The sequence below is a fragment of the Porphyromonas sp. COT-052 OH4946 genome, assembly GCF_000765965.1.
In the GTDB taxonomy this organism is placed as follows: domain Bacteria; phylum Bacteroidota; class Bacteroidia; order Bacteroidales; family Porphyromonadaceae; genus Porphyromonas; species Porphyromonas gulae.
Genome location: NZ_JQZY01000009.1, coordinates 412,914 through 426,607 on the forward strand (window position 1 = coordinate 412,914; position 13,694 = coordinate 426,607).

The 13,694-nt window shown below is 43.4% G+C and carries 12 protein-coding genes; all 12 read right to left on the reverse strand.

What is annotated here, in order from left to right; translation table 11 throughout:
- Window positions 1-121: 121 nt before the first annotated feature.
- The 12 genes from HQ50_RS04105 to HQ50_RS04160 all read right to left on the reverse strand — a co-directional run bounded on the left by HQ50_RS04105 (window position 122) and on the right by HQ50_RS04160 (window position 13,687).
- The gene (locus HQ50_RS04105) at window positions 122-2,284 is read right to left on the reverse strand and encodes a S46 family peptidase (RefSeq protein WP_039428437.1); all 2,163 of its coding nucleotides are present in this window, start codon (window positions 2,282-2,284) and stop codon (window positions 122-124) included.
- A gap of 64 nt (window positions 2,285-2,348) precedes the next feature.
- The gene (locus HQ50_RS04110; RefSeq protein ID WP_039428651.1) at window positions 2,349-2,804 is read right to left on the reverse strand and encodes a CYTH domain-containing protein; all 456 of its coding nucleotides are present in this window, start codon (window positions 2,802-2,804) and stop codon (window positions 2,349-2,351) included.
- A gap of 23 nt (window positions 2,805-2,827) precedes the next feature.
- Complete coding sequence (locus HQ50_RS04115; protein ID WP_039428440.1) at window positions 2,828-3,952, reverse strand: DUF2027 domain-containing protein; 1,125 nt, start codon at window positions 3,950-3,952, stop codon at window positions 2,828-2,830.
- Between the two features lie 165 nt (window positions 3,953-4,117).
- Window positions 4,118-5,365, reverse strand: coding sequence for a DUF1015 domain-containing protein (locus HQ50_RS04120; RefSeq protein ID WP_039428442.1), 1,248 nt, complete (start codon window positions 5,363-5,365; stop codon window positions 4,118-4,120).
- A gap of 18 nt (window positions 5,366-5,383) precedes the next feature.
- A complete protein-coding gene (locus tag HQ50_RS04125) occupies window positions 5,384-6,304 on the reverse strand; it encodes a 3-phosphoglycerate dehydrogenase (RefSeq protein ID WP_039417838.1) in 921 nt (306 codons plus the stop codon).
- A gap of 100 nt (window positions 6,305-6,404) precedes the next feature.
- The gene (gene serC, locus HQ50_RS04130; protein ID WP_039428444.1) at window positions 6,405-7,487 is read right to left on the reverse strand and encodes a phosphoserine transaminase; all 1,083 of its coding nucleotides are present in this window, start codon (window positions 7,485-7,487) and stop codon (window positions 6,405-6,407) included.
- A gap of 218 nt (window positions 7,488-7,705) precedes the next feature.
- On the reverse strand, window positions 7,706-8,857 hold the full coding sequence (locus HQ50_RS04135; protein ID WP_039417842.1) for a DegT/DnrJ/EryC1/StrS aminotransferase family protein: 1,152 nt from the start codon (window positions 8,855-8,857) through the stop codon (window positions 7,706-7,708).
- Window positions 8,850-9,872 (reverse strand): ATP-grasp domain-containing protein, encoded by a 1,023-nt coding sequence (locus tag HQ50_RS04140; RefSeq protein ID WP_039417844.1) that lies wholly within the window; start codon window positions 9,870-9,872, stop codon window positions 8,850-8,852. Before HQ50_RS04140 ends, HQ50_RS04135 begins: the two co-directional genes overlap by 8 nt.
- A gap of 24 nt (window positions 9,873-9,896) precedes the next feature.
- A complete protein-coding gene (locus HQ50_RS04145; protein ID WP_039428448.1) occupies window positions 9,897-10,526 on the reverse strand; it encodes a sugar transferase in 630 nt (209 codons plus the stop codon).
- Window positions 10,527-10,540: 14 nt separating this feature from the next.
- The gene (locus tag HQ50_RS04150) at window positions 10,541-11,683 is read right to left on the reverse strand and encodes a glycosyltransferase family 4 protein (protein ID WP_018966075.1); all 1,143 of its coding nucleotides are present in this window, start codon (window positions 11,681-11,683) and stop codon (window positions 10,541-10,543) included.
- A 10-nt stretch (window positions 11,684-11,693) separates the two neighbouring features.
- The gene (locus tag HQ50_RS04155) at window positions 11,694-12,872 is read right to left on the reverse strand and encodes a hypothetical protein (RefSeq protein ID WP_039417846.1); all 1,179 of its coding nucleotides are present in this window, start codon (window positions 12,870-12,872) and stop codon (window positions 11,694-11,696) included.
- Window positions 12,872-13,687, reverse strand: a complete 816-nt coding sequence (locus HQ50_RS04160; RefSeq protein ID WP_039417847.1) for a glycosyltransferase family 2 protein — start codon at window positions 13,685-13,687, stop codon at window positions 12,872-12,874. Before HQ50_RS04160 ends, HQ50_RS04155 begins: the two co-directional genes overlap by 1 nt.
- Between the last annotated feature and the right edge of the window lie 7 nt (window positions 13,688-13,694).

Below are 13,694 nucleotides of genomic sequence, written 5' to 3' on the forward strand. Positions count from 1 at the left end.
TGTTGTCAATGTTTTGTTTCGATTATCTCTTTTGGGGTAGGACCTCCGTCAAATGGTCTGTCCAAGTATGATTTATAATGGATAAGAGGTGTGCCAGACGTCCGACACACCTCTTACGGCTTTAGGGAACGATATTCATTTCATCCAACAAGCGTTGGCAACCGCCTACTTTGTCTATCACAAGCAGGACATACCGAATATCGACAATGATACTGCGCTGGTAGTCAGCCAAATATTGGATGTCGCCACCGACTCCCTCCCAATTACGGTCGAAGTTGAGACCGATTAGATCGCCATTGGCGTTCATGACCGGACTACCCGAATTGCCACCGGTTGTATGTGTGGTGGCACAGAAGGCTACAGGCATGCGGCCGTTGCGATCGGCATAACGTCCGAAGTCTTTACGCTCGTACACGGCTTTCAACTTGGGATCGACTACGAATTCCCAATTATCGGGATCTTCTTTTTCCATCACGCCATCCAATGTGGTTTGATGTCCGTAGTAAACATTGTCACGGGGTGAATAGCCCTTCACTTGACCATAGGTGAAACGGAGTGTGAGGTTAGCATCAGGGAATTGATCCTGATCGCCATCCATTGCCAAGAGACCTGCAATGTAGGTGCGTTGTGCCCTTAGAATGGGATCGTCATAGGGACGAAGTTCGTTGTAGAGTTTGCGGTATTCGTCGAAAACCGAAGAGGCGAAGAGTACCATGGGATCTTCGGCAAGTTTTTCTGCAGAAGGTGCTGCTGCAAAGGCATTGAACTGCGCTTCGCTACCGAAAACGGAACGAGCGAATATGTCGTCCACATAGGCCTGAACATCTCCGGCAAAGCGATCTTTCACGAGGCGCAAATGGAGAGGCAGATTCTCATAGGGTATTTCTTTGAGGTACTCCGTTAGCATGGCTACGGCCACTTTCTTGTCCACCTCTGCACTGTAGTCCTTGTTGGCAAACTTGCTGTAGCGTGTACGAATCTTTTCGATCGCCTCCTTGCGAGCCGAAGCATCATTGCCTTGCAGAGCTTTCATTTCATCTTCTGTAGGGATAGGAGAACGGGCAAACTCGATCCCACGGATGATGCCCTCTTCTATCATCCAATAACGACGGCGCAGATCCGCACGCTTGGCTACCGTAGCATCGATTTCATGTACGGCTTCTTCATATTGAGGAGTGCCCTGCTTCGCTCCCCATGCGATCAGCCTGTCCTGCATCGCCTGTTTGTTTTGGCGCAGACCGCGTGTCTTGATCGCCCAATTGGCACCTATGGCACGTTTGTAAGCATTCTGTGAGGCGGCATATTTAGCTGAATACATGATTTTGATCTGAGGATCGGCCAGCATTTCCCTAAGCATGACACCCTGACGAATATCACGCATACGGATGCGAATATCGTTGTCGATGCTCTTCCATTCGTCTACTTCCGAAGCCGTGAAATAGCGGTGCGTAGTACCGGGGAAACCCATTATCATGGCGTAGTCGTTCTCTTGTACTCCACCAAGAGAGATGTTGAAGAAACGCTTTGGCTTGAGTGGAACATTGTCTTTGGAGTATGGTGCGGGATTGCCATTCTTGTCCGCATAGATACGGAAGATGGAGAAGTCGCCTGTATGACGAGGCCAGATCCAGTTGTCCGTGTCGGCACCGAATTTGCCTATGCTGCTGGGAGGTGCTCCCACCAGTCGAACATCCGTATAAGTCTTTTTGGTAAACATCAGGTAGAGATTGCCCCCATAGAAGGCTTTGATCTCTACGGAAAGTCCCGGATTCTTGGCAGAGAAGTTCTTGCCGGCCTTTTTGTCAGCCAACTTTTGCAGGTACTTCGGAGAGAGGTAGTCCATGCTGTTGGGATCTTTGATGGCTTTGAGTTCTTTCTTGACGTAGTCCGTAACATCTTCGATCTTGTCGATGAATACCACGGAAATATCCTTGTTCGGTAATTCATCTGCTTCGCTCATCGCCCAAAATCCGTCTTCGAGGTAGTTGTGTTCGAGCGTGCTGTGAGCCTGGATCATATCGTATCCGCAGTGGTGATTGGTCAGTACGAGTCCGCGATCGGAAACGACTTCGCCCGTACATCCTCCATCGAATAGTACTACGGCATCTTTCAGCGATGTGCCGTTGGGGTTGTAAAGGTCGTATTCCTTCATCTTGAGGCCGCGTTCTTTCATCTGCGCATACTTCCGTCCGAGCTGTTGCATCAGCCACATACCCTCGTCAGCATGAGCTATCTGGCTCAGGCAGATAGCTGCAAAGAGGGGGAGCAATAGTCTTTTTTTCATTATTACTTCGTTTTATTTTGTGTGTCGATTGTTCTTTCTTGTGTGTCCTTGTGGATGGCATTCCTCACTTCTGAATGCCGGCAATGAATGAGTTGTAGTACCGCCTGTCTCCCGTTATCTCACTTCCGATCCAATCGGGCAGCTCTATGCTTTCGTCCTCAGTGGCAAGCTCTACTTCGGCTATTACAAGCCCTCTGTGCCGGCCTTCGAATACATCCACTTCCCATACATGGCCTTTGTGAGGGACGCAGTATCGCTGCTTCATGATATAGCCGGGAAGGCATAGGGTAAGCATCTCTTTAGCCTCTTCGAATGGCACGGAATACTCATACTCCGATCTGCTCAATCCCCCTTCATTTGTTTTCCCTTTGATGGTGAGATAGGCTTCATCATTACACAATCGGATGCGGACGGTGCACCGTTCGTCAGCCACGAGATAAGCTTGTGTAATGCTGTGTACGGCCGTAGCCTTGGCTTTGAAATCGTCGTTTAAGACCAGGAATTTTCTTTCTATTTCCATTCGGCAGGAACTGGTACTGTCCATCAATGAATAATCACCATCGTAGCACCGAAACCATATTCTCGGAAGGAGGCATCCTGAAAGCGATGTTGTTTGTAGCGTGTGCGCAGTTCTTTTTCTATTGCCTGACGCAATACGCCTTCACCTTTGCCATGAATGAAAACAATCTTTTGTCCCTTACAGGAGGCATATTGTTTCATGACTTCGTGAAATTTGTCCAGCTGGTACTGCAATATGTCCCCATTCTTCATCCCTGCCGTGGTTTCGAGTAGTTCGCCGGCATGAAGATCGATTTCGATAATCTCCGGTTTTTTCTCCGTAGAAGCCTTTCGGGCCGGTGTGGGCGCAGCCCTGTCGATCTGCTCCTTGGTCTTCATGGCCTGTTCGATAGCTTCCGGATCGAAGACCTTTTCCACAACAGGACGATCATCCTCCATTATGGGATAGACCAGGGCTTTGTCTTCGAAGAAATCATTTTCTCTGAAGCAATGCAGTTTGACGAATTTGATCGTATCGAGTCTCAATTCCACTGACATGGCCGGTTTCAGAAGGAAAGTTTTCCTTTCCTTGTATGCGGTTATTTGCAGACATATCCTTTCCATGTCTTGCAAATCTGCAGCGGTAAACTCCTCGATGAACAGTTTGGTATTCGGGTCTATGCTACCGGCAGCTCGCATCTTCCAACCGGTGGACATTAAGGAGAGGTAGTTGTATTGGAGGCAGTAATTGCTATCGTTGATCAGAAAACATTCATAAGGCTCTGTCCCCAAGCGTTGTTCGTTTATGGGCAGATAGGCCAGATATACATTCAGCTTGTCGTGTCCTGCCAGTTCGGTATGCAGCAAGCGCGGTTTTTCCTCGGACTGTGTTGGCTTTCTGTCGGAAGCAACGGCTGCTTCTTTGTGTCGTTTGTTCCGCTCTTCTTTTTTCGATTCCTCTTCTCGGCGTTTTTCCATGGGCGACTTATAGGCGGGAATAAAGGTGTCATTATCTCCGACTGTCACACATTCCTGGATCGGAGTAGGTATTTCGAATCCGTCTTCTCCTTCCACCCAAGCGATCCTCCCACTGATGCGGCGGACGATCCCTCCTCCCTGTGAATTGAGAAATCGCACACGGCTGCCGATGGTGATATTATTTGTACTCATTGTTCTAAGCAGGTCGTATTCATAGTTTATACTCCACAAAAATACAAAAGAACGAGCGGTGTATCAAAAGGATAAAAAGAGGGTGTGCAAAAATCGCCTGATTGCGATCTCGACACACCCTCTTTGCTTGGATTAAATGTCTTGTCTACCTTGTCGATCGTCCGATCAGCTCAGTTTGTGGATGATCAGACCGGAACGAAGTTTCGGCTCGAACCAAGTAGTCTTGGGAGGCATGATATTGCCCGAATCTGCAATGTCCATCAGCTGCTTCATCGATACCGGATAAAGAGCAAGAGCAACACGCATTTCGCCGCTGTCTACACGCTTTTTCAGTTCTCCCAGTCCGCGAATACCACCCACGAAGTCGATACGCTTGTCGGAGCGGAGGTCCTTGATGCCTAAGATCTCATCCAGAATCAGATTGGAAGAGATCGTAACGTCCAGTACGCCGATAGGATCGTTGTCGTCATAGGTGCCGGCTTTTGCTGTCAGCGAGTACCATTTGCCACCGAGATAGAGAGAGAAGTTGTGCAGCTTGGTAGGACGATATTCTTCCGTCCCTTTGCATTCTACGTCGAAGTGCTGAGACAGTCTCTGCAAGAATTCTTCGTCACTCAAGCCATTCAGATCCTTCACCACGCGGTTATAGTCGATGATCGTGAGTTGATCGGCAGGGAAGCATACAGCCATGAAGTAGTTGTACTCTTCATCGCCGCGATGGTTGGGATTATTCTTGGCTTTTTCGGCACCCACCAGGGCAGCAGCAGCCGAACGATGGTGACCGTCAGCGATATAGAGTGCCGGCATAGCAGCGAATAGCTCCGTGATACGTTTGATGTCGGCTTCTTCGTCGATCACCCAGAAGTGGTGGCCGAAACCATCGAATTCTGCCACAAAATCATATTCGGCCGGACGAGCGGCATATTTCTTGACGATAGCGTCCAGCTCTTTATTTTCGGGATAAGCAAAGAAAACGGGTTCGATGTTGGCATCGTTCACACGAACGTGCTTCATACGATCTTCTTCCTTGTCGCGGCGTGTCAGCTCATGCTTCTTGATCACGCCGTTCATATAATCCTCTACGTATGCACCTACGACAAGGCCGTACTGCGTTTTGCCATTCATGGTCTGGGCATAAACGTAGTAGCTTTCTTTTGCGTCTTGTACGAGCCAGCCTTTTTCTTGGAACATTCTGAAGTTCTCGGCAGCTTTTTCATACACATCCGCATCGTGCTCATCTTTTCCTACAGGGAAATCGATCTCCGGACGGATAATATGATAGAGCGACTTCTCGTTGCCCTTCGCTTCTTCACGAGCTTCTTCTGAGTTGAGAACGTCATAGGGGCGAGATGCCACCTGTTCTACGAGTTCTTTCGGAGGACGTACTCCTTTGAATGGTTTTATGATAGCCATATTGTCTGTCGAAGCAAATTATTTGTTTACACGGAATTTTTCGTTGCCGTTTTTGATGAAGTCAACGATTTGACGAGCTGCAGCCAGACCGGCATTGATGTTGGCTTCTGCTGTCTGAGCACCCATCTTTTTAGGAGTGGTGAAGTAACGACCTTCGAATTTTGCCATTTCGGCATCGTTTGCAGGCTTGATGTCCGTAGCGTATTTGAAGTCGGTGCGCTCAGCCATAAAATTGCAGATACCTTCTTCATCGATTACTTCTTGGCGAGCCGTATTGATCAGGCAGGCACCCTTAGGCATCTTCGACAGGAGTTCGGCATTGATTGATTTTACAGTCTCGGGAGTCTTCGGGATGTGAAGCGAAACTATATCGCAGGTTTCGAACAGAGCATCGCGAGAAGCAACGGCCTTTACTCCGTCTTTCTCAATGTCTGCTGCAGAGATGAATTGGTCGTATGCATAGATTTCCATGCCGAAACCTTTTGCGATACGTGCCACGTTGCGACCTACATTGCCGTATGCGAGGATACCCAGCTTCTTGCCCATGAGCTCAGAACCGGATGCTCCGTTGAAGAGATTGCGATACATGAATACGAGCATACCCATTACCAATTCGGCAACGGCATTTGAGTTTTGTCCCGGTGTATTCATCACGCACACATTGTGGGCAGTAGCAGCAGCCAAGTCTACGTTGTCGTAGCCGGCACCTGCACGTACTACGATTTTGAGTTCTTTCGCTGCATCAAGCACCTCTGCATCGATTTGATCGCTACGGATGATGATAGCGTTAGCATCTTTCACGGCATCGAGGAGCTGTTTTTTGTCGGTATACTTTTCAAGCAGGGCAAATTCAAGACCGGCCTCTTCGATAATTCTTTTGATTCCGTCTACGGCTACCTTGGCAAAAGGCTTTTCAGTAGCCACCAATACTTTTGTCATGACTGATATGTTCGATTAATATGTTTGTTATGAAAAAAGAGATAAGAGATTGCCACAGTGAAGTCGGGCAATCATCTTATCTCTTTTGATTGATTCACGATTAGTGCTTAGCTTCGAATTCCTTCATTACGCTAACCAAAGATTGTACGCTTTCGATAGGCAATGCATTGTAGAGAGAAGCACGGAAACCACCTACAGAGCGGTGTCCCTTGATGCCTACCATGCCGCGTGAAGCTGCAAACGTAGCGAATTCTTTCTCCAGCTCTTTGTACTCATCCTTCATCACGAAGCAAACGTTCATGATAGAGCGATCCTCGGGATTAACTGTACCACGGAAGATCTTGCTGCTGTCGATGGCATCGTAGATAAGGGCTGCCTTGTCCAGATTCATCTTTTCCAACACCTTCACACCACCGAGTTCTTTGTACCACTTCATCGTCTGGAGTGCTACATAAACGGGGAATACAGGAGGCGTGTTGAACATAGAGTCCTTCTTGATATGGATCTGATAGTTCAGCATATCAGGCAGAGGACGATCTACCTGTCCGAGTACGTCCGTTTTTACCAATACGAAAGTAGCTCCGGCCGGTCCGATGTTCTTCTGAGCACCACCGTAGATGAGGTCGTACTTGGAAACGTCTACCGGACGAGAGAAAATGTCGGAAGACATATCTGCTACAAGGCGAGCCTTCGTGTCGAAGTCCTTACGAATTTCAGTACCGTAGATCGTGTTGTTTGTCGTGAAGTGGAAGTAGTCTACGTCCTCAGGAATAATGAAATCTTTGGGGATGTATGAGAAGTTCTTGTCTTCAGATGAAGCCAAAACCTCTACTTCTCCGCCATATACCTGCGTCATGATCTTCGCTTGTTTGATGGCGTTTGTTGCCCATGTACCTGTATTGATAAAGGCTGCTTTCTTCTTTAGCAGGTTCAGGGGTACTTGGTAGAATTGGAGGCTGGCGCCGCCACCGAGGAAAAGTACTTCATAGCCTTCAGGTACATCGAGAAGTTCTTTGAAGAGATTACGAGCTTCGAGCATTACAGCGTCGAACTCTTTGTCGCGGTGAGAAACTTCAAGAACAGAAAGACCCGTTCCTGCAAAATTGAGACATGCTGATGCAGCATCTTTCAAAACTAAGTCATTGAGGATACAGGGTCCTGCGGTGAAATTGTGCTTCTTCATCTGAGAAAAACAATGTTTAAGTGGTTAGTTATTAGTAGTTTTTTCTTGTTCTACAGTCATTAGATGCATAGGTGCATCTTTTACCAGCACAAAGGTACCAAATAAAACATATCGGCAAACTAATTCCTTAGAAAACAGTCGTATTGCCGAATATAGTCACGAGACAATGAGTGACCTGAAATGGTTTTCGGCAATAGAGCCTATCTTCTTAGGTGTAGTTACTTCTTTTTTCTTCTCAGTTTTCTGATCACTTCACACACCCGTACTAAGTCTCTTTCCTGTAGTAGAGTACCGCTTGGCAGACAGAGCCCGTTCTCGAACAGTCTTTCGCTTGTACCGTTGCCATAGAATGGGCAGTCGGCGAATACCGGTTGCATGTGCATTGGTTTCCAAAGGGGGCGGCTCTCTATATTGTCAGCTTCCAAGGCGAGACGTACATCCTCTCTGCTAAAACTTGCCTCTTCCGGATTGATTTCTATACAGGTGAGCCAAAAGTTAGAGTCAAAGTCCTTCGAAGGATTATCCATGACCGTTACACCTTCGATGTCGGCCAATAATTCCATGTATCGCCTATGGTTATTCCTGCGTTTGGCAATATGATGCTCCAATACGTGCATTTGTCCTCGGCCAATTCCTGCACATATATTGCTCATTCGATAGTTGTATCCGACGTGAGTATGTTGGTAGTGAGGAGCGTTGTCCCTGGCCTGTGTAGCATAGAACATCACCCTCTTAGCTGAGTCTTCGTCGGGGCAGATCAAGGCTCCGCCACCTGAGGTCGTTATCATTTTATTGCCATTGAATGAGAGGGCTGAGTATTCAGCAAATGTGCCGCAATATTCTCCCTTGTATTGAGATCCTATAGCCTCGGCTGCATCTTCCAATAATGGAATCTGATACTCTTTAGCGATGGCTGTGATTTCATCCATTTTAGCCGGCATGCCATACAAATGCACGGGGATAATGGCTTTGGGCTTTTTGCCGGTCTTCGCTATTCTGTCCTCGATGGTTTTCCGAAGGGCTTGGGGATCCATATTCCAAGTCTCCGGCTCACTGTCGACAAACACCGGATTTGCACCCTGATAGATGATCGGGTTTGCTGAAGCGGAGAAGGTAAAGCTTTGACAAATGACCTCGTCCCCTCGCTCTACACCCAGCATAACGAGTCCCAAATGTAAAGCAGCCGTGCCGGAACTGAGTGCTACCACTTTTTTCTTCTCTGTTTTTAGATAGGCTTCCAGGTCAGCCTCGAATCCATTAACATTAGGCCCTAAAGGTACCACCCAGTTTGTTTCGAAAGCTTCTTTGATATACTGCAGCTCTTCACCTCCCATCTCAGCCAGCGAGAGCCAAATACGTCCCTTATTCATGTGTTTTCTTAATTTCAATGAGTCTATCACATTTTGAAAATATAAGGCCATTTTGATATTGTAGATATTTGCTAATATCTTTTTCGCCTCGTAGCCAAGCCATATAGCAACTGGTGCCTTTTGCCCCTCCCTCGTGAGAGAATGGATATCCTCCCCCAAACCGGGCGTTTAGCTCTAATACATAGTATTTCCCATCCTTAACTAATACATCACAATCCAAGTTGCCTATATGTTTTAGATTTTCGGCGATTGTGCGACCAATATGTTCAAGCTGTTCGTTTATAACTGTTTCTGCCTTGTCTGTTTCTCCCGCACGCATGCTTAATTTCTTGCGAGCAAAAGTACCTACATAGTTGCCTTCAAAGTCATTAAGGATATCCATTCCGTATTCCTCCCCTTGTATCATTTCTTGATATAGGATCGCTTCGTCTAAAGCATTAGCACTTGCAGTGGAAAGAATCGTGCGATGTAGTTTGATTCGTGAAAGAGTATCTACAAGTTCAAACTCTTTTTCTTCCTGTGGAAATTCTATGCCGATCGAAGCACTTCCCCAACGAGGTTTTATAACAATCGGGAAAGAGATGTTACCATGTTTGTATGCCTCCATGAAAAACTCTTTTTTTGTGAATGTAAGCGGGGTTTCTAAGCCGATAGATTTCAGAAAGCAAGCTGTTTTATTCTTGTCGAAAGTCAAGTCAATTACACGATCATCCGAAATCAACAGTTTACATCCTAATTTTTCAAAATTATTTTTATTGGCAGATAAAATAGGTAATTCCAGATCATTCAAAGAAATGATGGCTTGTATATTATAGGATTTAACGATCTCTATCAGAGTAGGAACATAAGCCTGATCATATACAGATGGAACTATAATTGGAATATCTGCTTCTGCCATACCTGGAGCTGTATAGCTCATGTCTGTTGCAATGATGTTATCATCCCCACAAAAAGACTCTCTAAAATAATGTAGCAAATAATTGCGACGCCCAATACAGGTAAAAAGTATATTCATTTTTTGAAATGATAAATGTATTAATCAAACATTATGATCTTTTTTCATTCGTTCTTCTTTCAAATTTGTTTCCACTTGATTCGTTTCTACAGAAACATTTTTACTTGCCATAACACAATAAAACGACATAAAAAAAATCTTTATATCCAAGCAAAATGAAATGTGTTCAGCATAATAAACATCAAGTTGTAAACGATCGTCCCAGGCTATAGTATTACGTCCCTTAACTTGTGCTAAACCTGTAATGCCAGGTCGTATACTATGGCGTAGTCTTTCTTTTTCATTGTAATAAGGTAAATAAGAAACAAGTAAAGGTCTGGGGCCAATAATTGACATATCTCCTTTTAATACATTCAAAAGCTGAGGTAGCTCATCAATAGATGTTTTTCGAATGAATCTTCCTATTTTAGTCAGCCTTACACTATCTGGCAAAAGATTCCCTTCTGCATCTTTTTCATCAGTCATACTCTTAAACTTGTATAACTTAAAAATTCTCTCTCCCTTACCGGGTCTTTCCTGGATAAAGAAAACGTCTGCTCCATTATTAGCAATGTATAGCCATACAGATACCACCAATATGACGGGAGATAATACTAAGATCGCAACCAAGGCGAGGCAAAAATCGAATATTCGTTTAATTCCGTTCTTGTACATTTTGCTTATAATTGCTATGTAATTAGTCTTTGATATTCTGATAAGATTGCTTCCCAAATGTTTTTTTGCTCATAACGATTTAAGATTAGAGGGCGAGCTTCCTGAGCCATCTTGACCGTAGTAGAAGTATTTTCGATTAATTTTCTCATTGCTTCATACAAAGCTTGGGTATTGTGTGTTGGGACAATATACCCATTTTCTCCTTCTATAATAATTTCATTACATCCATTTATATCTGTTACAACAGATGGAAGAGACATAGCACAAGCCTGAATCACCACATTAGGGAAGCCTTCTCGGTAACTAGGAAAAACTAGGGCATCGGATGCTGCTAACCATGGACGAACGTCAGCCTGCCATCCTATTTCAGATATCGCTTGATTATCTTTGATAATTAAGATCGTTTCTTTCGAAATGGGATCTAGATCTGGTTCTTGTCTGCCAACCAATAGTAGTTTACATTCGGGATGCTCTGATTGAAGATGTTGAAATGCTTCTAAAAGTTCTTTGATGCCTTTGTCTCGGACAATTCTTCCAACAAAAATGAAAATGAATTTCCCTCCAATTTCTTGTCTTATCTGTATCGCCTCTTTTTTTATGGAATCAGTTAATGAAAAATACTCTATATCTATACCATTGATACTTCCATTCAAAATTTTTTTTAAAGGTTTACTTGTTATTCGCTCTCTTTGTAGAGTAGCAGCGACGCCATCTCCTTCTGGAATAACTTTAGTAGCACAAGCACAGGTAATTCGCTCCATCGTGATAAGTAGCCATCGAAAGAAGCCTGTTGCAGTTTCGAACCTCAAACCGGTTACCGTGTAAATGCGATGAGGAACTCGACAAAATTTGGCAGCAAGCATTCCTAAAAATGAGCCTTTAGGTGTATTTGCATGAACGATAAACGGCTTCTCTTCCTTGATAACTCGTATTAGCTCTAATAAAGCTTTGATGTCTTTAGTAGGGTTTATAGGACGCACTAAGTGTTTTATCAGGATAGTTCTAATACCTTCTTTTTCGCCCGTATTCTTTGCTTTATCTTCAGGTTCTCCGGAAACTCCAATTATTTCAAACCCATTTTCTGAAAGGAATCGGAGTTGTCCTATGAGAAGATCGAAAGATACCGAAGATGTGACGATTCTTAAAACCTTTTTCATTGAAGTCTTTTTAGCTGCCTTGAAAGTGAATTTTTTTTTCTATTTTTTTATAACCGTAGTATAAGGACGCTAAGTAAAAATAAAACACAGGCGTCCTTAATCCAAATGTAGAGAAGCCATATAATAATGGACCTGCAGCAATAAGGATTAAATGTAGTGGGAGTCTTTTTAGCATGATTAATAAATGCGAAACAAAAAATACAAATCCTATTAGCCCATAGTAGAAGAGCAATCCCATCCAATTTGAATGTATCTCCTCTGTTCTACTAAATCGGCTAAATCCCCCATGACCGGATCCGAAAAGTAAGTACTCAGGATATTGGAAAAAGAGATTATAGCCTCTTTCATCCAATTGTTGACTTGTATCTGTGCTTTCTGTTCGCTCTAATATAAAAGAAATGGAATCTGATTTCTCCCAAAACCTAGATTCTATAAGTAAATAGGATAAAATTGCGATAAAAGATATAAATGTAATGAAAATAAATAGGTTGAACTTAGAATTGTTTTTTGTCTTAATATTCTTTCTTATATATATAAGGTAGCCAATGAACATTGGAAATAGCCCCAATAAAGCAGATCGAGAAGAAGAACTGATGCAAATCACAAACAGTGAAAAACCTCCTATTATTAACCATTTATTGTTTATCCCCAATAAGCATAGAATAGAAAAGCAACAAAGAGCCCAGTGTGCCATTTGGTTAGGATCATTGAAAAAAGCATTATATCTGGGGAAAAAATCGTATCGACCTATTCCAATAACATAGAAAAAAACAGTGAGGATTAAAGAAATCAGAATAGGCTTCTTGACATATTTCGTAAGTGCTTTCTCTTTTTGTGTGAAAAAAGTAGCTGCCGACAAAAAGATCAAAAAATTGAAAATATTATACAGGATATTGGGTAAGAATGTTTCGTCGGAATATATGAAGATGTATATTGTGTTAATAACAATAGTATATAGAGTGTAAACCGCAAATAAAGTAATTGGTTTTTCGTTTAATGTCTTAAATGTAGGTGTTTTGAGAAACACTGTTAAAATAAATAATAAGGCCAAGACGTGAGCCGGTTGAGGTTGTCCACTTGGGAATATATAAAACTGTAGCGTTAGCAAACATAAGGAAAGCAAAAAGAATATTCTATTTTTCTTTTTGTCTCTTTCCCTTATCGAAGTGTATAAGAAAGCACTATTCATTATTTGATCATTGAGTTATGGTTTCTTGGTTTTCTCACATGAGGCTTATACTTAATGGCTCTTTTAATGAGGAAATATACATATCTCTTTGCAGACAATCCTATGTCATAGATATTCCAAGAAACTCCTTTCATAGCCTCTTGGGCTGCATCTTTTTTATAATTGACAGGTTGCCTACAACTGTTATTGGGAGTACCGATCTCATATATAGATGTGATAGCAGGTGTATAGGCTACACTATATTTTCGTGCCAGTCTGTACCAAAGATCCAGATCCTCGCCCATCGAATAGTTTACATTAAACCCTTGTATCGACAATAAAACCTTTTTTTCAATGCAGACACATGATGTATGTATCACATTTGCTTTGATAGTCGCTTTGAAGTAGTTCCGTACAATCCCCTTTTTTATATCTCTTCTATTGACATAGACTTCTCCATCAGGAAATCTACGCACGAAGTTTGTTACGAAAACGCTGGCTTGTCCAGAGTATTCAGTAATTAAGATATATAATTCCTCAAGATGATTATTTTTCCATTTATCATCTCCATCGAGGAATGCAATGTATTTTCCAAGAGCTCTTTCTACTCCTTTATTACGGGCTGCAGATACTCCTGCGTTTTCTTGATGAACCATTATTATACGTGGATCTTGGATCTTCCCTACAACTGAAGGGCCGTTATCTCTTGACCCATCATTTACTACTATAACTTCAAAGTTATCAAACGTTTGAGATAATACCGAGTGTATGGTTTCAGAAATAGTTTCTTCTTTGTTGTATAGAGGTATCACTACAGAAAAAAAGGGAGACTTCATATTTTGA

Coding starts and splice junctions, on each gene's coding strand:
- HQ50_RS04105 (WP_039428437.1), bottom strand. CDS start 2,284: ATGAAAAAAAGACTATTGCTCCCCCTCTTTGCAGCTATCTGCCTGAGC.
- HQ50_RS04110 (WP_039428651.1), bottom strand. CDS start 2,804: ATGGAAATAGAAAGAAAATTCCTGGTCTTAAACGACGATTTCAAAGCC.
- HQ50_RS04115 (WP_039428440.1), bottom strand. CDS start 3,952: ATGAGTACAAATAATATCACCATCGGCAGCCGTGTGCGATTTCTCAAT.
- HQ50_RS04120 (WP_039428442.1), bottom strand. CDS start 5,365: ATGGCTATCATAAAACCATTCAAAGGAGTACGTCCTCCGAAAGAACTC.
- HQ50_RS04125 (WP_039417838.1), bottom strand. CDS start 6,304: ATGACAAAAGTATTGGTGGCTACTGAAAAGCCTTTTGCCAAGGTAGCC.
- serC (WP_039428444.1), bottom strand. CDS start 7,487: ATGAAGAAGCACAATTTCACCGCAGGACCCTGTATCCTCAATGACTTA.
- HQ50_RS04135 (WP_039417842.1), bottom strand. CDS start 8,857: ATGAATAAGGGACGTATTTGGCTCTCGCTGGCTGAGATGGGAGGTGAA.
- HQ50_RS04140 (WP_039417844.1), bottom strand. CDS start 9,872: ATGAATATACTTTTTACCTGTATTGGGCGTCGCAATTATTTGCTACAT.
- HQ50_RS04145 (WP_039428448.1), bottom strand. CDS start 10,526: ATGTACAAGAACGGAATTAAACGAATATTCGATTTTTGCCTCGCCTTG.
- HQ50_RS04150 (WP_018966075.1), bottom strand. CDS start 11,683: ATGAAAAAGGTTTTAAGAATCGTCACATCTTCGGTATCTTTCGATCTT.
- HQ50_RS04155 (WP_039417846.1), bottom strand. CDS start 12,872: ATGAATAGTGCTTTCTTATACACTTCGATAAGGGAAAGAGACAAAAAG.
- HQ50_RS04160 (WP_039417847.1), bottom strand. CDS start 13,687: ATGAAGTCTCCCTTTTTTTCTGTAGTGATACCTCTATACAACAAAGAA.